This window comes from Embleya sp. NPDC005575, from assembly GCF_040605455.1.
In the GTDB taxonomy this organism is placed as follows: Bacteria; Actinomycetota; Actinomycetes; order Streptomycetales; family Streptomycetaceae; genus Embleya.
This window is the reverse complement of the sequence record NZ_JBEXCV010000002.1, coordinates 23,145-41,893: the sequence shown is the minus strand read 5'-3', so window position 1 is coordinate 41,893 and position 18,749 is coordinate 23,145. Positions and strand designations below refer to the sequence as shown.

The following is an 18,749-nucleotide window of genomic DNA, read 5'->3' as shown; positions in this document are numbered from 1 at the left end:
CGCCGATCCCCTACCGCTCGCGGGCGACGAACACCACGTCCGGTTCCCCCCGCGGGACCGGCACCCGATGCACGCTCACCTGTGCGAACCGCTGCCGCAGCCGGTCGGCGAAGCCCGGACTCGCGGTCGCGCTCCACACGGTCAGTACGCCGCCCGGCAACAACCGGGCCCGCAGCGCGGCAAGTCCCGCGTCGTCGTAGAGCGAGGCGTTGCCGTCGGTCACCGTCCAGTCCGGCCCGTTGTCGATGTCCAGGCACAGCGCGTGGAAGCGCTCGCGCGACTCCTCGTCGACGGGCTCGGTGACCGACTCGGTCACCGACCCCGCAGCCGACTCGGCGACCTGAGCAACAGCCCGCTCGGCGACCGACTCGGCAGCCTGCTCGATGGCCGGGGAGCGCACCCAGGCCACCAGGTCGGATGTGATCACCCTCACGCGCGGGTCGGCCAGGGCGTGTCCGGAGAACGGCGCGAGCGGGCCCGCTCCCCAGCGCACGACGGCGGGTTCGCGTTCGATCACGGTCACCTGTGCGACCCGGGCGTCGGTCAGCGCCTCACGCAGGGTGAAGCCGACGCCCAGGCCGCCGACCAGGATCCGCAGATTCGCGCTGTCGCCGAGCGCGTCGAGCGCGGCGCGCACCAGGAGCCGTTCCGAGGCGCCCGCGCGCGTGTCCATCAAAAAGCAGCCGTTGCTGATGATTTCGTAGTGCTCGCCCGCACGTCGCAGGACGAGTTCGCCGTCCGCCGCCGGGACGCGTTCGATCTCGTGTGCGTCGGTGGTCGAATCGAACGTACGCATCGGTTCACTGACTCCTTGTCGCTTTATGGAGAACGGTTGTCGCCGTGTCGTCTTCTCGCTTCGTGGGCGCTGCGCAGGCCCTGCGAAACGGATCGCCGGCACCTCATAACAGTGCCATCACGAAGCCGATGAATTCCGATCCTGAAGGGCCAAACGGTGACACGTGTGTAGTGACGCGCCTCGCCTCGCAAGGGACTGTTCTCGGCCTGCCGGCCAGCGGTTTTCGCCAGTTCGGTGACTCTTGCACCCTGTAGAACACCCCGTTAAGGTCCCGGCCATTGCTTCATGGCCCATTGACTGATGGCATGTCAGATCCAGTCGCAGGGACGCCTCGCAGGCGGAGCCCGGGGCAGGGCAAGCACAAGACGAGAACGACGCGAGCACAGCGCAGGAGAAGTACGTGAGAGCGCACCGGGCACATCGGCCCGGCCCGCGGAAACGAAGTGTCGGGAGGGCTGATGGCATCAACTTCCGCCGGGCGGCGTGGGACGCGCCGCCGAGCGGCGGCCGGCTTGCTGGTCGTGCCGCTCCTGTTGGCGGTCGGCTGTAGTCGCTCGGGTGACGACGCGGTGGCCAAGGGTCCGCAGGGGAACCCGGCCGGAACCGCCCCGGCCAAGAACGACAGGGTCGGCACCGGCGCGGCCGGTGACTTCGGCACACTCAAGGATGTCTGCGGCAAGGGTGACGGCAAGCCGCTCACCAAGAAGGCCGATCGCGGCGTCACGGAGAAGCAGATCACGGTCAGCGTGACCGGCGACCCCGGCGCTCCCGCACAACCGGGTCTGGGCAAAGAGTTCTTCGAGATGGCCGACGGCTTCACCAAGTGGTGCAACGGCCTCGGCGGGATCAACGGCCGCACGATCAAGCTGACCCAGCGCGACGCCGCGCTCAGCAACGTCGGCACGGTCATGACGGCGGCCTGCCAGAGCGACTTCATGGTGGTCGGCGGCGGCAACCCGTTCGACAACGACGGGGTCAAGGCCCGCACCGGGTGCAAGCTCGGCGCCTTCCCGGCCTACGTGGTCGGCGAGGAATCGGCCAAGGCCGACCTCCAGGACCTCGCGGTGGGTCTGCCGGTCTCCACCACGGTCGTGGGCGCGTACAAGGCGGTCTTCGCCGCGCACCCCGAGGTCAAGGCCAAGGTCGGCCTGCTGGGCCAGAACATGGCCTCGCTGCGGCCCTCGATGATCCGCTACAAGGCCGGCGTCGAGGCGGCCGGCGGCACGGTCGTCTACAAGGAAGACGTCCCGGTCCTGCCGCCGCCCGGGCGCACGACGCTGGAGAAGATGAAGACCGCCGGCGTCGAGATGCTGATCACCACGTGGCTCGCGGTGGACTCGGCGTCGATGTTCCGCGAGATGGACGCGATGAACTGGCACCCCAAGGTCATCGTCAGCGACGCGTCGGCGTACAACCGCTACACGCTCGCCGCCGCCAAGAACTCGAAGATCCCCGACACCTACATCTACCCGACGTACGTGCCGCAGTCGCTCGGCGACAAGAACCCCGCCGTGCAGAAGGCGCTGGAGATCCTGCACATCGCCGAACCGAACAAGGACCTCGAATTCTTCCACATGTCCGGGATCAACTCCTGGCTGCTGTGGGCGAGCGCGGTCAAGGAGTGCGGTACGGAGATCACCACGGAGTGCGTGCTGGCCAAGGGCAAGCGCGCCAACTGGGACGCGGGCGGCCTGTTCGCCCCCGGACCGATCGTGGAGACCAAGGACGTACGCGCCTCGGACTGCTTCACCATGGTCAAGGCGACCGCCAAGGGCTTCGAGTACGACGCGGCGCTGACCAAGCCGAACAAGGCCGAGTACTTCAACTGCGACCCGGCCAACGTGGTCGCCGTCGCGCCCGGTGCGCCCAGCGCGCAGACCCCGGCACCGCCGACCACGCCGCCCGCCGATTCGCCCGGTTCGACCACCCCGCCGCCCGCCGACGGAGGCGAGCCGCCGCCGGCCGCGCCGCCGGAGGAGAGCACCTGAGCCACTCGGCACATCCCGAGCGGCGCCGGACCACGGCATCACCCCGTGACACCGAAGTACCGAACCGCGCCACCTCGCAACACCGCACCACCCGCAACACCGTCGTTCCCGTCGGCCGCCGATTCTGCTCGGTCCGACCAGGCGACACCCGTCGTCCTCCCGCCCCGCACCGGGCGGGAGGACGGCCCCAGCGGCCCTGACGACCTGTCAGGAGCCGTGCCGCACCAGTCTCCGAGACCGATCGCCCCGCGACACGGCCCGGCCCGAACGGAGGGCGCGTGCACGAGTTCATCATCCTCACCATCAGCGGCCTGGTCACCGGCGGCATCTATGCCATCACCGCCGGCGGCCTGACCCTGACCTACACCACCACGGGCATCTTCAACTTCGCCCACGGCGTCACCGGCGCGCTCGCCGCGTTCACCTACTGGCAACTGCACTTCGACTGGGGCTGGCCGGTCTGGCTGTCCATCGTCGTGGTGCTCGGCATCCTGGCCCCGGCGTTCGGGGTGTTCCTGCACTTCGCCATCATGCGACGCCTTGAGGGCACGTCGGAGACGACGCGCCTGATGGTCACCGTCGCGGTGCTGCTGAGCCTGCTCGCCACGGTGATGTGGGTCTGGGATCCGCAGACCCCGCGCAACGTGGTCAACTTCTTCCCCGGCGAGTCCGTGGACATGGCCGGTACGAGCGTGTCCTACCACGACCTGATCACCCTGGCCGTGGCACTGATCGTCGCAGTCGGCCTGTGGGTGCTGCTGCGCTCCACTCGTGCCGGTGTGGCCATGCGCGCCACCGTCGACGACCGCAACCTCGCGGTGCTCAACGGCTCGCGTCCCGAGGTGCCCGGCATGTTGGCCTGGGCGACCGGCACCATGCTGGCCGCCGTCGCGGGCATTCTGATCGCGCCCAAGCTCTCCTTGGCCGCGCTGCCGCTGACCCTGCTGATCGTCAACGCCTACGCCGCGGCGGTGATCGGCCGGCTCAAGAGCCTGCCGTGGACCTTCGTCGGCGCGATGATCATCGGTTTGGTCACCGAGTACGGCAAGGGCTACCTCACCGAGACCAGGTTCCCCACCGCGGGCCCCTACCTCTCCGGCCTCACCGACTCGATGCCGGTGCTGGTGCTGTTCCTGGCGATCATGCTGTTGCCCACGTCCCGGCTGCGCGGCCACGCCTCCTCCCGCACCCGGGAGATCGCCCACCGCCCGACCTGGACCGGCTCGCTGGTCTTCGCCGGCCTGGTGATCGCGGGCGCGGTGGTCGCGGCCAACACCCTGGGCGCTGCCGACCTGTTCGCCAGCACCAAGATGTGGGGCTTCGCGATCATCGCCCTGTCGGTGATCCCGCTGGTGGGCTACGCCGGGAAGATGTCGCTGGCCCAGTTGGGCTTCGCGGGCATCGGCGCGATCTGCGTGTCGCACCTGGGCTCCGGCGGCAACCCGCTGGGTCTGCTGTGGGCCGCGCTGATCTGCGCCGGCATCGGCGTGCTGGTCGCGCTGCCGGCGCTGCGCCTGTCCGGGATCTACCTGGCCCTGGCCACTGCCGCGTTCGCGGTCATGCTGGACCGCTGGATCTTCCAACTGCCCGCGTTCACCTGGGGCGACACCAGGATCGACCTGTTCAACAGCGGCACGCTCAACTTCGAGCGGTTCGACTGGCCGGGTGTGGACATCTCCTCCGACCGGGCCTACTTCATCTTCGGCGCGGTCTTCTTCGCGCTCTCCTCGCTCGTGGTGGTGTGGATCCGGCGCGGCGAGTTCGGCCGCAGGCTGCTGGCGATGAAGGACAGCCCGGCGGCGTGCGCGACGATCGGGATGAACCACAAACTGACCACGCTCACCGTCTTCGGCCTCTCCGCCGCGATGGCGGGCGTCGGCGGCGGCATCCTGGGCGGCGCGCTGGGCACCCTGTCGCCGGTCAACTTCGACTTCACCGCCGGGCTTTCGGTGCTGATGCTGATGGTGATCGCCGGCCTGACCTCGCCGGGCGCCGCACTGTTCGCGGGCATCTTCCTGGGCACGCCGCTGATCACCAACCTCTTCCCCGACTACGCCCAGCTCACCACGATCCTGATCGGCCTCAACGGCATCGCGCTCGGCAAGAACCCGAACGGGTTCATCGCCGCCAAGATCCGCCCGGAATGGGAGCCCGCCCTGCGGCGGCCGTTCATCCTGGCCGGCAGCGCGGCGGCCCAACTGGTGTTGGTGGTCCTGCGGTTCACCGACGTGATCGGCAACTGGGCCTTCGTCATCGGCATCCTGCTCGCGGTGATCGGCATCCCGGCCGCGGTCAAGGGCGAGCTGATGCTCAAGGCGCCGCGAACCGAACAGGAACTGCCGCCGGGTCTGTCCGAGCAGCCCGAGGGGCTGGGCCTGAACGGCAACCGGTTCAAGCCCGCCGACATCGAGGCCCTGGACAAGCTGATCGCGATGCCCTCGCTGCCGACGGTCGCGATGGCCGAAATACCGTCATCCACCCTGCCTGGAGCGCGCCATGGGGCTTGAGGTCGAGGGCGTCACGGTCCGCTTCGGCGGCCACACCGCCCTGAACAACGTCAACATCTGGGCCCACGAGGGCAAGGTCACCGGCCTGATCGGACCCAACGGCGCGGGCAAGACCACGATCTTCAACGTGATCACCGGCCTCCAGCCGCCGTCCTCGGGTCGGGTCAGGATGGACGGGCGCGACGTCAGCAAACTCGCGCCCTACCGCCGGGCCCGCCTGGGCATGGCCCGTACCTTCCAACGCCTGGAGCTGTTCGGCTCGTTGACGGTCCGGGAGAACATCCAGATCGCCGCCGCGCAGTACCGGCGGCTGCACCGCGGCACCAAGGAGACCCCGCAGGACACCTCCGCGCGCCTGTTGCACCGGCTGAACCTGACCGAGATCGCGCACGTGCGCGCCGACCAACTGCCCACCGGGCAGGGCCGCGTGGTCGAACTGGCGCGCTCGCTGGCATCCCGACCCAAGATCCTGCTCCTGGACGAGCCCGCCTCCGGCCAGGACGACGAGGAGACGCGCGGCTTCGGCCAGTTGTTGCGCGAGATCGCCGCCGACGGGGTCGCGGTGCTGTTGGTCGAGCACGACATGGATCTGGTGATGAACACCTGCGACGAACTGCACGTGCTTGACTTCGGCAAAAAAATCGCCAACGGTACGTGCGACGAGATCCGCACCAACGCCGCCGTACAGGCGGCATACCTCGGTACCGCCGACGCCGCGGAGGCCGACGAAGTCCTGCAGGAGACCGTATGACGCTGAATGTGGCCGACGCGCGACCGGCCGGGCCGGCCGGCGCCCCGCCGCTGCTCGAACTGCGCGGCATCAGTGCCGCGTACGAGCAGGTCGAGGTGCTGCACAAGGTGGACCTCGCGGTGCCCACCGGCAAGGTCATGGCGGTCCTGGGTCCCAACGGCGCCGGCAAGACCACGATGCTCAAGGTGATCACCGGGCTGCACGAGCCCACCGGCGGGGACATCTTCCTCGCCGGGCGGTGCGTCACCGGGGCCGCGCCCGTGGACCTGGCCCGGATCGGCTTGTGCAGCATCCCGGAAGGCCGAGGGGTCTTCCCCAATCTCACCGTGTCCGAAAACCTGTGGATGGCCACCTATCGAGGCGTCTCCCGCAAGGAGATCGAGGAGAAGGTCTTCCCGATCTTCCCCCGCCTCAAGGAACGCCGGACCCAGGCCGCGGGCACGATGTCGGGCGGCGAACAGCAGATGCTGGCCGTCGCCCGGGCGATCGCCACCAACCCGGCCATCATCCTGCTCGACGAGCTGTCGATGGGCCTCGCGCCCCTCGTCGTCGACCAGTTGTACGACGTGGTCGGCAAGATTGCCGAGACCGGTGTCACCGTGCTCCTGGTCGAGCAGTTCGCGCGCACGGCCCTGGCCGTCGCCGACTTCGCCGCGGTCATGAGCGGTGGCCGGATCCTTCAGGTCGGCACCCCGGACGAGATCGCCGGCGACCTGCACAGCGCGTACCTGGGCGGCTGATCGCACATGGCCGTCCGGCGGGTACGTACCAACCTCACGGCGACCCACGAGGTGACACTTATATGACAACACCAAGGGTGAACGCCGACGGGCACCCCGCACCCGCGGGCCCGGCCGGCGTGCCGCCGACGGTTCCGCAGGGGGTGCCGACGGCCGGACCACCGCCGCCGTTCGCCCCGCGCCATGCGGCGATCCCGGCGGCCACTCAGGATCGGACCCGACAGTTCACCGCCGACGTCGGCGCCCTGAAACTGCGCGCGCCCAAGAGCATGCTCGACACTCAGCTGATGTGGCTGGGCGTGGGGCTGATGCTGGTCGGGATCGTCATGGGCATCGGCGCCTACTTCATGTCACACGGCACGACGCTGATCCTGACCCAGAACGACGCGATCACGTTGGGTCTATCGGCGATCCCGGTCTCCTTGCTCGGGTTCGCTCTCTTCATCCGCTACTCGCTGTCCACGTTCATGCGGTTCTGGCTGGCCCGGTTGATCGCCGCCCAGCAGACACCGCAGGCCACGGTCGCGGGGCCGGGCACGGATGCCACGGCGGTGCTGCCCACCACCCCGGCGGGGCACTGAGAGACATTCCGGGGCGAGGACTCCTCAACGGGCCGCGCGCGGTGTCATCCTGAACGGGACGGACGCCGCGCGCAGCACCGGTGGAGGGCAGCGAGGACATGAGCGACAACCCGCAACCGGCGGACCCCGGTCCGACCGACACCCCCGCAGTCCGGGACGGAAAGCGCCTTCGTCTCGTCACGGCGGTGTGGGCCGCGCTCATGGCGGTCGCGGTCGTGATGATCATTTTGATGTTGCGCAGCTAGAGCCGTTTCCGGTTGCGCGCATGGGTGACGTGAGTGTGGCCGGCCTCCGCGCGGAGGCCGGCCACACCCGTGTCGGGGCCGTTCAGATCGCCGGCGGCAGGTCCACCAGCGTGCCCAGCGTGGCCCGATGCCGATCCGCGGTGCCCAGCAGCAGCGCCGACGCCATCGCCCGCTTGAGGTACAGGTGCGCCGGGTGCTCCCACGTGAAGCCGATCCCGCCGTGCATCTGCACACACTCCTCCGCCGCGCGCACCGCCACATCGCCGCAGTACGCCTTCGCCAACGCGGTCGCCACCGGCGCGTCCACCGCGTCCTCGGCCAGGCACGCCGCCGCGTAGCGCGCCGCCGCCCGGGCCGCGGCGATGTCCGACCACAGGTCGGCCGCCCGATGCCGCAGCGCCTGGAAGGACCCGATCGGCCGGCCGAATTGGTGCCGGACCTTCAGGTACGCCACCGCCTCGGCCAACGCCTGCTCCGCCACGCCCAGTTGCTCCGAGGCCAACAGCGCCGCACCCTGGCGCAGCGCGTGCCCGAACGCCGCCTCGGCGTGCTCCGGCCCGGCCAGCACCCGGCCGCGGACCTGATCCAGTGTCAACTCGCCCACCGGGCGGGTCGCGTCCAGCGAAGTCACCGCGCGCCGGGACAGATTCGCCGCGTCGCCCGCCACCAGGGCGAGCTGCGACTCGCCTGCCACGACCACCGGAATCACCAGCAACTCGGCCCGATCCGCGGCCAACACCCCGGTCACCGCGCCGGTCAGCGACAAGCCGTCCGCGTCCTGAGCACCCGTCACCGACAGCGGGAAGCCGGCCCCCGGCCACGTATTCGCGGTCACCGCGAGGGTCGCCGTCCGAGTGCCATCCGCGAGCGCGCGCAGCGCCCCGTCGCGCGCCTCGCCGGCCGGGCAGGCCAGCAGCGCCGACGTGGCCAGCACCGCACTGGCCAGGAACGGCACCGGCGCCACCGCGCGGCCCAACTCCTCCAGCGCCACCGCGACTTCCCGCGGCCCGGCCCCGGCCCCGCCGAACTCCTCCGGGATCAACAGTCCGGCCAGGCCCAGCTCGGCCGCGACCGCCTTCCACAAGCCCTCGTCGTACGCCTCCTCGGCGTCGATGCGGGCCAACACCTCGTGCCACGCGCACCGATCCCGCAACAGCTCGCGCAGCGTCGCACGCAGGTCCTCCTCGACCTCGCCGTACAGCAGCGAGGGAATACCGGGCTCGCTCACCGGGGCATCTCCTTCCACGGCACCTTGGTGTCGGTACGCGGCTCGCGCGGCAGGTCCAGCACCCGGTCCGCGATCACGTTGCGCAGTACCTCGGACGTGCCGCCCTCGATCGAATTGCCCTTGGCCCGCAGGTAGTAGTAACCCGGCACCCGCGCCCCGAGCGTGGCCTGCCCCAACTCGCTGCGGCGCATCGCCCAGTCGTCGTAGCCGAGCCCCTCCTCGCCGGCCAGCTCCAGCCACAGCCGGGTGACGTCCTGGTTCAGCCGGGCATAGGCGATCTTGGCCGCCGAACCCTCCGGACCCGGCCTACCGGCCGCAAGCTGCTGGCGGATCCGCTCGTTGCCCAACCGGGCCACCTCGCACTCCACCCAGGCCCGCAGCAGCCGGTCGTGCAGCCCGGGCGTGCGCAGCTCCGGCCGGTCGCGCCACATCCGCGCGACCGCGCCGATCGCGTCCGCCTCACGCGCGGCCGCCGCGCCGCCGATGGCGACCCGCTCGTTCATCAGCGTCGTGTTCGACACCGCCCAGCCCTGGCCCACCTCGCCCGCGCGATGCGTGTCCGGGATCCGCACGTCGGTCAGGAACACCTCGTTGAACTCCGCCTGCCCGGTGGCCTGACGCAGCGGCCGCACCTCGACTCCGGGCGAGGTCATGTCCAGGAAGAAGTAGGTCAGCCCCTGGTGCTTGGGCAGGTCCGGATCGGTACGGGCGAGCAGCATCGCCCAGCGTGCCTTGTGCGCGAGCGAGGTCCACACCTTCTGGCCGTTGACGATCCAGTCGCCGTCACCCTCGCGTACCGCGCGGGTGGCCAGACCCGCCAGGTCCGACCCGGCGCCGGGCTCGCTGAAGAGCTGGCACCAGATCTCCTCGCCGGTCCACAGCGGCCGCAACAACTCGGCCCGCAGCTGTGCGCTGCCGTGCGCGGCGACGGTGGGCGCGCCCATCCCCAGACCGATCGGATTGCGGTATCCACCGGCCGCCTTCGCGCCCGCCGCGATCAACGCGCTCTCGACCACCTGCTGCCACGCCCGCGAGGCGCCCAGGCCGCCGCACCCGACGGGGAAGTGCACCCAGGCCAGGCCCGCGTCGAATCGGTGCCCCAGGAACTCGACCGAGGACATCGTGGTCGGATCGTGCGCAGCGACCAGTTCCGCCACCCGACGCCGGATCTCCGCCGCGTCGATCACCTCCGGACCCGACCCGTCGGCAGGGTCGAGGACCGGCTCACGGGTGGGCCGGCCGGTGGGCTCGCTGTCGGTATCGCTCACGTCGCCCCGCTCTCGCACAAGAGGTGCCTCCGTCCTCCGTCGTGACGCCCTGTTCATCGACCTGGACCAACTGTCGACAACCGGGCCACCTGGATGCTAAGTGCTGAACTCACCGGTAGGAAGCCTGTGCCCGGGCCCCCAATCGGTGTCCCCAGGCGATATGTTCATCTCCCCGTGTGAGCGAGTACACGCACGGACTCCAAGCCGGGACCTTCCGGGTTTCCGCGCGTCGCAGGGGGTGCTGTACAGCCATGACCGCCGAAGAACTCGAGGCGGGTCTCGCCGCCGAACTCGCCGCGGACGGGGAGTCGGTCACCGAAGCACTGGACAAGTGGTCGGTGCGAACCCCGATGCGGGTCTTCATCCACTACGGCGAGCACGGTCTGGACCTGAGCTACGCCGAGGCCAAGCGGGCCACCGACACGATCGCCGGCAACCTGGCCCGGGCGGGCATCCGGCGCGGCGACCGGGTCGCGGTGCACTGCCGCAGCGCGTACGCCGCGGCGCTGTGGATGTTCGGCATCTGGAAGGCCGGCGCGGTGTACTGCCCGGTGGACCCGGACGCGATCGGCGACCTGCTGGTCGAGCAACTGGAGTCCTGCCAACCGGTGCTCGTGGTCACCGAACGCGTGCTGGTGCACGCGTTGGAGGCGGTCCGCCCGCACCTGAACCGGCTGCCGCGGCTGACCGTGCACGACGCGGTCGGGCCACGGCCGCCCCACGGCTACCCGGAGATCGCCTACGCCAACTTCCTTGCCCGCGCGGTGCCGCCGGCCGTGGCGATCGATCCGGGCGACGTCGGGATGATCGTGCACACCGCCGGGGTGACCGGTCGGCCCAAGGCCGCCGTGTTGCCGCACCGCTGGCTGGCCTCGTACACCCTGCTGCTGCGCCGGCTCACCACGCCCGACGACGTGGTGCACGTGGACCTGCCGCTGCATTCGGTCCAGGGCGCGTTCGCGGGCTTGGCCCGGGCCGCCTGGGCGGGCGCCGGGGTGTCGTTGTGGGACCGCTTCCACCCGGTCGACTTCTGGCGGCGCGTGGTGTCGGCGGGAGCCACCAGCGCGGTGCTCACCGAGACGATGGTGGGCTGGCTCTCCGGCGCGCCCGAGCTGCGCGGCGAGCGCAACAATCCGCTGAGCACGGTGCTCATGCAACCGCTGCCGCCGATCCATCGCGCGTTCGCGCGCCGGTACGGGATCGACACGGTGGTCGCCGGCTATGGGCAGGTCGAGACCGGCCTGCCGATCGCGGCCGTCCTGGTCGGCCTGGACCCGAGCGAGGCCACACCGCCGTCGCTGCGCCGCGGACTGGCGCCGGCGGCGATCGCGAAGGCATGTGCCCGACTGGGCGTGCCGGTGCTCGACGGGGCCCGGATCGTGCGCAAGGGCTGTCTGGGCGCGCCGCTGCCGTTCGCCCGGGTGGCGATCCTGGACGAGCACGACCGGCCGGTGTCGCACGGCGTGGTCGGGCACCTGGCGATCCGACCACATCTGCCGGGGCTGTTGGTGCAGGAGTATGTGGACGACCCGCTGAGCACCGCGGAGGCCACCCGCAACCTGTGGTTCCACACCGGCGACGCGGCGGTGTTCGACGAGGAGGACGGGCTGCTGCACTTCGTCGACCGGGTCGTGGACCGGATCCGGATCCGCGGCGAGAACGTGTCGGCCTACCACATCGAGGACCTGATCAACCAGCATCCCGACATCGCGGTCGGCGCGGTGTTCGGGGTGCCCGCCGACCGGGAGGACGAGGACGAGGTGGTCCTGTACGCCGAGCCCGAGCCGGGCCATCCGCTCGATCCCGACGAACTACGCGCGTGGTGCGCCCAGTCGTTGCCCGCGTACATGCGACCGGCGCACGTGCGGATCGTCGCGCGGATGCCTCGGACGCCGAACGGGCGGGTGGAGAAGTACCGGCTGCGTCGGCACTTCCTGGGCTTGACGGATCGTCCGGGCCCGGCGGTGCGGGGTGTGCCGGTGGCGACGCCGGTGCCGACCCCGATGCCGTCGACGCGGCCGGCGCTGGCTCCGGCCCTGTCCCCGGTGCGGTCCGCGCTGCCGCCGTCGTTGCCGCCGGGGGCGCGGCGCTGATCGGTGCGGGTGGCCGGTGCGCTCCGTCCTGCCGCCCGGCCGGTCGTGCGCCCGGCCGGTCGTGCGGATAGCAGGTCATACGGATATGTCGCTTTCCAGGGGGAAGGCGTACCACGCACGCGATTCTGCGGGCGCGGGCAGATCCGAGGAGCGGCACCCATGGACAGCACGAACGGCGTCACGGGACCGACCGCCGAATCCGGCGCGGGGCGGCATCGGCGCAGCGGCAAGGGTTTCGGCTTCGGTTTGCTGGTCGTGCTCGGCGCGGTGCTGATGCTCGGCGGGATCGTCGGCTTGGTCTACGCGGGCGTCGCCACGCTGACCACGATGGTGCTGTTCGGCTGGCTGCTGCTGATCGGCGGTGTGGTCGGCCTCGTACAGGCCATCCAGGCGCGCAAGGAGAATGCGTTCTGGCTCGTGGTCGCGGTCTCCGCGCTCAACATCGCGGCGGGTGTGGTGCTGCTGCGCCGGCCCGAGGTGGCGGCCGCGGCACTCACCCTGTTCGTGGCCCTGCTGCTGCTCGGCGCGGGCATGTTCCGCATCGTGGGCGGCGTCGCGAGCATGTCCGCCAAGATGATCTGGACGATCGTGGTCGGCGTGATCGACCTGGTCCTGGGCCTGTTGGTGCTGGCCGAATGGCCGAGCAGCAGCCGCTACGCGATCGGCACGTTCATCTCGCTGGCCCTGCTCTTCGACGGACTCAGCCTGGTCAGCCTGGGCCTGACGGGCCGTCGGATCGTCGGCATGGTCCGCGAGGCGGAGGTCCCGGAAGAAGCCCCCGCGCGGGACGAGCTCTCCCACGACACGACCACCACGGCCGAGTGGAAGGCCCAACAAGGAACCACCAGGGAAGGCACCTTCAAGGGTCCGGACGCAATGACCAAGCGCGGCGACGACGAGCCGTAGAGCGCAATCGGCCCCAACGCAAACGCCGGGCGGGCGATGAACAGCCTGTCGGGCGCTTGAGGACACCCAGCCTGTCCGGCGCTTGAGGACACCCAGCCTGTCCGGCGCTTGAGGACACCCAGCCCGTCCGGCGCTTGAGGACACCCCGCCCCGGCAGTGGCCGACTTCGCGCCGATGGCCACCGGAGCGCGGGCCTACCTCGCCCCGCGAGCCGCGCTGCGACCGCGTCGGGAGCCGGCGTTCAGACGCCGTACGGGCGGCGCACGCGCGTGGACCGGGTGGCCTCGCTCCACCAGGCGAGCTGATCGAGCATCACCTTGGCGGCGGCCTCGGTGCCCGCGACGTCGACCGGCCGCCCCTCCGCGTCGAACTTCTCCCAGGCCATCGGGAAGGCGAGCCCGTCCCGGGTGGTGACCATGTGCTGCTCGGCGAAGACCAGGCGCAGTTGCTCGACCGCGCGCAGGCCACCGGAGATGCCGCCGTAGGACACGAAGCCGACCGGCTTGCCCTGCCATTCGCTGCGGAACAGATCGATCATGTTCTTCAGCCCGGCCGGGAAGCTGTGGTTGTACTCGGGCGTGACCACCACGAACGCGTCCGCGGCGGCCAGCCGAGCGCCCACCGCGGCGACCACGGCGGCGGGTTCGCTGCCCATCGGAGCCCACACATCGGGCAGCCGGTCGTGCGCCAGGTCGATGATGTCCACCTCGAAGTCCCCGTGCCGCTCGGCCGTGGCGGCGAACCAGTTGGACACGACGGGGGCGAAGCGGCCTTCGCGGGTGCTGCCGACGATCACGGCCAGCCGGAAGGCGTCGGTGCTCGTGTGCGTGGTGATGCTCATGGAATCCCCCAAGAAGAGAAGCGCGAACTGTGCTGCGTGGCCCCGAAAGTGCTCCCTCCGAACGCCTGACGAAGACGTTAGAAGTTGAAGTCAACTTGAGGTCAAGCCCAGTCCTTCCGGAACTTCCGGCCTTCCGTCATCATTGACGGCGCCCCCGAAGAACCGAATCAGGTGAGAGCACACCTGTTCTGGCACATGGACGCTGTTGGTGTGGTGGGGCATGAGCGCGCCGTGGGTTGGCTTGTCGGGATGTATCCATACGGCGAGGCTGGACGTGCGAACGACGATGCGTGGTGCGTACTCACCGTTGACGGCGTCCGACATGCGCGACTGTTTCAAAAGCTGTCGTTCGGTCTTGGTCAGGTGAGTGCGACAGACTGGGCTGGTGCGAGCCGGCGCCGGCTCGTTGTACGTGTGCGGCGTTGCTCATGGGCCGTGTTCCGAACGGCAACGTGTTTGCCGTTCGGTGCGCGCCCCTCCACTCTGGTGACGTAGATCTCTCCGAGAGGCAAGAAGCATGGGAACTGCAGGACTGGAGACTCAACCGAGTGCGACGACGTTCGATCTGGAAGATCTCGTGGCGGATGCCTGGATGGGAAGAGTCCGCGTACCACATTTCCAGCGAGACTTTCGTTGGACGACTCAGGATGTAATTCGACTCTTCGATAGCATTGTCAAAGGCTACCCTATTGGGAGTCTTTTGCTGTGGGTGCGGAGATCTCCCGCTCAGGCCCTTATCCTGGGTCGACTTTCTATTGATGCTCCTGCATATGAGGAAACTCTCTGGGTTGTCGATGGCCAGCAGCGTATTACCAGCCTTGCGAATGCCTTGCATTCGGAAGGTCATCAGAATGCACCATTCAGCATTTACTATGATTTGGCGGAGCGTCAGTTCATTCCGCAGCCGAAGATCTTGGGGTCGCAATACATCCCGCTTCCCGTTCTTTTCGACCTGGAGAAGCTTATCGAGTGGTTTGCCACTGAAGGGCGAGGGGCTTCCGAATACTTCAAGGAAGCGCAGCGAGTTGCAAAGATTCTGCGCCAGTTCAAAGTCCCTGCCTACTTGGTCCGCCAGGACGATGAGAAGATTCTCACTGATATTTTCGACCGGATGAACAATTATGGAAAGCGGCTTAGTCGGGCCGAGATCTTCTCGGCCCTCTTTGCGGGGCCCGAATCCGGAGCCGAGGATCGACTTTCCCTGTCACGGATAGCGGACCGTGTGGCGGATCGCACCGGATTTGGGACCATCGACACGGATACCATTCTGTCGTCGATTCTTGCGCGCCGTGGCCCTGATCCCGCCAGAGACATCAGAAGTGAGTTTGACCCGGCGGGCCGTCGCACGGCTGCAGAATTTCTGGGGGAAGATCGCGATACTGCATATATCCAGGGTGAGGAAGCCCTCGTGCGGGCGGTCGAGTTTCTCCAGAAGCATGCGGGTGTTCCGCATTTGGCACTGCTTGTTTATCGTGCTCTTCTCGTCGTTCTCACCCGGTTCTTTGCGCACTTCCCGGATCCCGATCCAAATACACTGCGTCTGCTGCGGCGCCTCTACTGGCGAGTTGCAGTATCCGGTCCTGCTGTGTTCAAGGGAAGTTTCACTCAGTTCGGCCGGGCGCTATCGGCTCGTATCAAGAAAGGTGATGAGCATGGATCTATCAGAGGTTTGATGGAGGCTATGGTCGAGGCTCGGCCGACCGTGCCCAATTCGGAAAGGTTCAAGACCAACGAAGCCACTGCGAAAATCGTACTTAGTGCGTGGTGGTCACTCGGGCCCCGCTCATTGGTCACAGGCGAACCGTTCGATACTCAGGATCTCACCAACCTGCTTGGCGATCAGACGACGGCTGCCACCGTTGCCTACCGAATCTTTCCGCGTGGACTCACACCGCAGCAACAGTTTCTTGCTGCGAACCGCCTCTTCCTACCCAGTGAGACCGACCCGGTGGGTGAGATTCCCTGGCTGCTCGGTCACCAGCCCATGAACCTTGACGATGAGACTTGGGAAGCGGTGTTGGCGTCGCATTGTCTCGATCGCACCGGGGCCGACTTGCTCGCCCGAGGTGAACGAAACCGCTTCCTGTCCCGACGACAGGAAGCGATCAAGCGCCAGTTGCACGCTTTTCTCGATCGCATGGCTGAGTGGGGATATGAGGACACGCCGGCATTGGGCCTGCTGGATCTCGACGATCTCGATGAGTTGGATGGCGTAGGCGAATGAGTAAGCTTGAGGAGAAATACTATGCGGTCCTGCTGTATGGATTCAGGATTGGTACTCTGTGTCAAAAAGGTGACTATACTCGCTTCACATTCAATGAATCATATTTGAATGATCCGAAGCGCCCCGTCCTCGGTCTTCGGTTCGAAGAGAATTTGAGATCTCCATACGCATCGGCACTGCGCCTCCCCATCTGGTTTTCCAACCTCTTGCCCGAAGGTCCCTTGCGGGAGTGGGTTGCCCAAGATCGAGGCGTGTCAATCGATCGAGAAATGGAATTGCTTGCTCAGGTTGGGCACGATCTTCCAGGCGCGGTGCAGGTAATGCTTGCCGACGGGCCGGATGAGTACTGGGAATGGCCGGATGGCGACGGTAGCGAGGCTTCTGGAGCTCTGCGTCCGATCAGCACGGACTCACCTTGGCGATTTTCCCTGGCAGGGATCGCGCTCAAGTTCTCCATGCTTGCACAAGGTGATCGTCTTACCGTTCCTGCGGCTGGGGTACACGGTGATTGGTTGGTGAAATTTCCAGACCACCGCCACCCGGATGTACCACGCAATGAATACGCCATGATGTCGCTGGCTCGCGAGGTTGGTATCGAGGTTCCGGATGTGCGACTTGTTCATCGAGAGGAGCTTGACGGTCTTCCCCCGAGGATGTGGCCGAATGCCGAAGAATGGGCGTATGCAGTTCGTCGGTTTGATCGGCTTTCCCGTGAAGACCGTGCCGCCATCCATATTGAAGACTTTGCGCAAGTTCGTGAAAAGTATTCACACTCAAAATACGAGGGAACCTTTGAGACGGTTGCTGCCTTGGCTTATCGCGGTCACGACACGGAAGCCCTTTCTGAGGCAGTCCGCAGAATCACCTTCCATGCTGTGATCGGCAATGGGGATGCGCATCTGAAGAACTGGTCCCTCATCTACCGGGATCGGAGAACGCCGACGCTCTCTCCGGCATACGATCTGGTGTCCACGGCGCCCTATGCGCCCAGCGGAGATCCTGAGGACTTCGGGCTCAGCTTTGATGGGAGCAAGCGATTCGCCGACGTTCGACTCGGTTCCTTTTCCCGACTTCAGGAGCGGCTTGAACGTCGTTTGGGTCGTGTCGATGTCGATCTCGTAACCGTTGCCATGGACACTGCGCGGCGCGTGCGGGAGCAGTGGTCTGATTTTGAACATCTGCTCGCTGTGAATCCAGAACTCCGCACAGGAATTTGCGAATGGATCGATCGGCAGACAGAGGCGTTGGGAGTTCTATAGCGAGGCCGGCCGCTGGTGCTTGATTATCGCCGGACATGGGAAGGTACGGCCTCGAAACTGATGGCGTTCATAGGTCTCCTCGCGAAGATGGTGCCGCGTGTGGGTCAGGATCGAGGCGCGGGTCGACCCAAGCCGCCGACCGTGGCGACCATCGTGAGGGCGATCGCGCCGGCGCACAGCATGACCGTCTGCGAGGACGTGGCGTCCGCCACGGCTCCGCCGAGGAGTGCGCCGGTGGCGAGGGTGAGTTGGAAGGACGACGTGAAGACGACCATGGCGGCCTCTTGGGACTGGGGGGCGGAGCGGGCGAACCAGGTTTGGGAGCAGGCGGGGACGGCGCCGTAGGCCAGACCCCACACCACGAGCAGGCCGATCGCGCCCGCATCCCACCGACCCAGGAGCGGGAACAGCAGTGTGGCGACGGCGATCAGCACCGCACACGTGACGAACGTCGCGCGCAGCCTGCGCACCATGGTCGCGCCCGCGACAAAGTTGCCGACGATGCCGGCCACGCCGAAGGTCAGCAGGTAGGCACCGATCAGCCCCCGCTCCACGTGGGTGACCTGCTCCAGGAACGGCGTCACGATCGCGAAGATCCCGAGCGACAGACACACGACGGCCGGCCAGTACTGCCGGGGTTCTTGCTCCTGTTCCTGCCCGGCTCGTCCCCGCCGTCGCTGTCGCTGTCGTCGTTCCTGCTCCTGCCAAGGCGCGCCGGCCCGGCCGGTCGTGGGCTCCTCGGATCCGGTGGTGACGGGCATGACGTTCCTTTCGGCGATGTGGGTGAGACCCCGACAGCGGGGCGTCCCAGTACAACCGCCGGCACCACACCGGGTCTGGCGGTATCCCGCCGTCAACGTCCTTCCGCCACGCATCCGCCGCCGGTGCGCTTCGTGCTCCGTCGCGGGTGCGTCACCTTCCACGCGTTCTAGGTCTTGCGGGGAGTCCTTTGCGCAGGCCGCAGACATGCCGACCGGCCGGGCGTCGCGCGGGCGCCGTGCGTGCAGGTGCACGCCGTGGCGTCCGCGCGGGTGCGTCACCGTGCTGCGTCGGGGCCCGCCAAGGGAATTCGCCGCACGGGGCGACCCGGTGGGGCGCTCGATGGGGCGCGAGATGCTTGGTCCGCAGACGAGGTGGGCCGAGATCGTTCGGCGCCCACCGACCGACCCGGAGGGTGGTCTCGGCCATGACCTCGTGACCAGACCGGGCGGCACAGCAGCCGCTGCCGAAGCTCGCCCGACATCCGACATCCGAGTTCGGGTCACCCACACGCGCCGATCAGCTCGACCGGTGTGTCGGGTTCGCAAGCGACTCCCCGACAC

Annotated in this window: 15 protein-coding genes; 10 read left to right on the top strand and 5 right to left on the bottom strand. The window is 68.1% G+C overall.

Features of this window, described 5'->3' with window-relative positions; all coding sequences use genetic code 11:
- Window positions 1-10: 10 nt before the first annotated feature.
- Entirely contained in the window at window positions 11-796 is a 786-nt protein-coding gene (locus tag ABZS54_RS00810; RefSeq protein ID WP_355529084.1) for a spermidine synthase, read from the bottom strand.
- A gap of 458 nt (window positions 797-1,254) precedes the next feature.
- On the opposite strand from ABZS54_RS00810, the gene ABZS54_RS00805 reads away from it, so the two are divergent.
- From ABZS54_RS00805 to ABZS54_RS00780, 6 genes are all read left to right on the top strand, one after another.
- Entirely contained in the window at window positions 1,255-2,784 is a 1,530-nt protein-coding gene (locus ABZS54_RS00805) for an ABC transporter substrate-binding protein (protein WP_355529081.1), read from the top strand.
- 278 nt (window positions 2,785-3,062) lie between these two features.
- Entirely contained in the window at window positions 3,063-5,291 is a 2,229-nt protein-coding gene (locus tag ABZS54_RS00800; RefSeq protein ID WP_355529078.1) for an ABC transporter permease, read from the top strand.
- The gene (locus ABZS54_RS00795; protein ID WP_355529075.1) at window positions 5,281-6,042 is read left to right on the top strand and encodes an ABC transporter ATP-binding protein; all 762 of its coding nucleotides are present in this window, start codon (window positions 5,281-5,283) and stop codon (window positions 6,040-6,042) included. Before ABZS54_RS00800 ends, ABZS54_RS00795 begins: the two co-directional genes overlap by 11 nt.
- Window positions 6,039-6,782, top strand: coding sequence for an ABC transporter ATP-binding protein (locus ABZS54_RS00790; RefSeq protein WP_355529072.1), 744 nt, complete (start codon window positions 6,039-6,041; stop codon window positions 6,780-6,782). The genes ABZS54_RS00795 and ABZS54_RS00790 overlap by 4 nt, the downstream gene beginning before the upstream one ends.
- 62 nt (window positions 6,783-6,844) lie before the next feature.
- Window positions 6,845-7,363 carry a hypothetical protein gene (locus ABZS54_RS00785; protein WP_355529069.1) on the top strand — a complete coding sequence of 173 codons (519 nt, stop codon included), beginning with the start codon at window positions 6,845-6,847 and terminating at the stop codon, window positions 7,361-7,363.
- Window positions 7,364-7,461: 98 nt separating this feature from the next.
- A complete protein-coding gene (locus ABZS54_RS00780) occupies window positions 7,462-7,608 on the top strand; it encodes a hypothetical protein (protein ID WP_355529066.1) in 147 nt (48 codons plus the stop codon).
- Between the two features lie 82 nt (window positions 7,609-7,690).
- On the opposite strand, the gene ABZS54_RS00775 is transcribed toward ABZS54_RS00780, so the two are convergent.
- Both ABZS54_RS00775 and ABZS54_RS00770 read right to left on the bottom strand, forming a co-directional pair.
- Window positions 7,691-8,836, bottom strand: coding sequence for an acyl-CoA dehydrogenase family protein (locus ABZS54_RS00775; RefSeq protein WP_355529063.1), 1,146 nt, complete (start codon window positions 8,834-8,836; stop codon window positions 7,691-7,693).
- Window positions 8,833-10,023 carry an acyl-CoA dehydrogenase family protein gene (locus tag ABZS54_RS00770; RefSeq protein ID WP_355529352.1) on the bottom strand — a complete coding sequence of 397 codons (1,191 nt, stop codon included), beginning with the start codon at window positions 10,021-10,023 and terminating at the stop codon, window positions 8,833-8,835. Before ABZS54_RS00770 ends, ABZS54_RS00775 begins: the two co-directional genes overlap by 4 nt.
- Before the next feature lie 332 nt (window positions 10,024-10,355).
- Between ABZS54_RS00770 and ABZS54_RS00765 the strand changes: the two genes are divergently transcribed.
- A complete protein-coding gene (locus ABZS54_RS00765; protein ID WP_355529060.1) occupies window positions 10,356-12,197 on the top strand; it encodes an AMP-binding protein in 1,842 nt (613 codons plus the stop codon).
- Window positions 12,198-12,356: 159 nt separating this feature from the next.
- Window positions 12,357-13,103, top strand: coding sequence for an HdeD family acid-resistance protein (locus tag ABZS54_RS00760; protein ID WP_355529057.1), 747 nt, complete (start codon window positions 12,357-12,359; stop codon window positions 13,101-13,103).
- A 241-nt stretch (window positions 13,104-13,344) separates the two neighbouring features.
- Here ABZS54_RS00760 and ABZS54_RS00755 read toward each other — a convergent pair whose 3' ends face one another.
- A complete protein-coding gene (locus tag ABZS54_RS00755) occupies window positions 13,345-13,944 on the bottom strand; it encodes an NAD(P)H-dependent oxidoreductase (RefSeq protein ID WP_355529054.1) in 600 nt (199 codons plus the stop codon).
- Window positions 13,945-14,461: 517 nt separating this feature from the next.
- On the opposite strand from ABZS54_RS00755, the gene ABZS54_RS00750 reads away from it, so the two are divergent.
- Window positions 14,462-16,168, top strand: coding sequence for a DUF262 domain-containing protein (locus ABZS54_RS00750; protein ID WP_355529051.1), 1,707 nt, complete (start codon window positions 14,462-14,464; stop codon window positions 16,166-16,168).
- On the top strand, window positions 16,165-17,427 hold the full coding sequence (locus ABZS54_RS00745; protein WP_355529048.1) for a type II toxin-antitoxin system HipA family toxin: 1,263 nt from the start codon (window positions 16,165-16,167) through the stop codon (window positions 17,425-17,427). The genes ABZS54_RS00750 and ABZS54_RS00745 overlap by 4 nt, the downstream gene beginning before the upstream one ends.
- 104 nt (window positions 17,428-17,531) lie before the next feature.
- Here the strand turns inward: ABZS54_RS00745 and ABZS54_RS00740 are convergent, their stop codons facing one another.
- Complete coding sequence (locus ABZS54_RS00740; protein ID WP_355529045.1) at window positions 17,532-18,188, bottom strand: MFS transporter; 657 nt, start codon at window positions 18,186-18,188, stop codon at window positions 17,532-17,534.
- Between the last annotated feature and the right edge of the window lie 561 nt (window positions 18,189-18,749).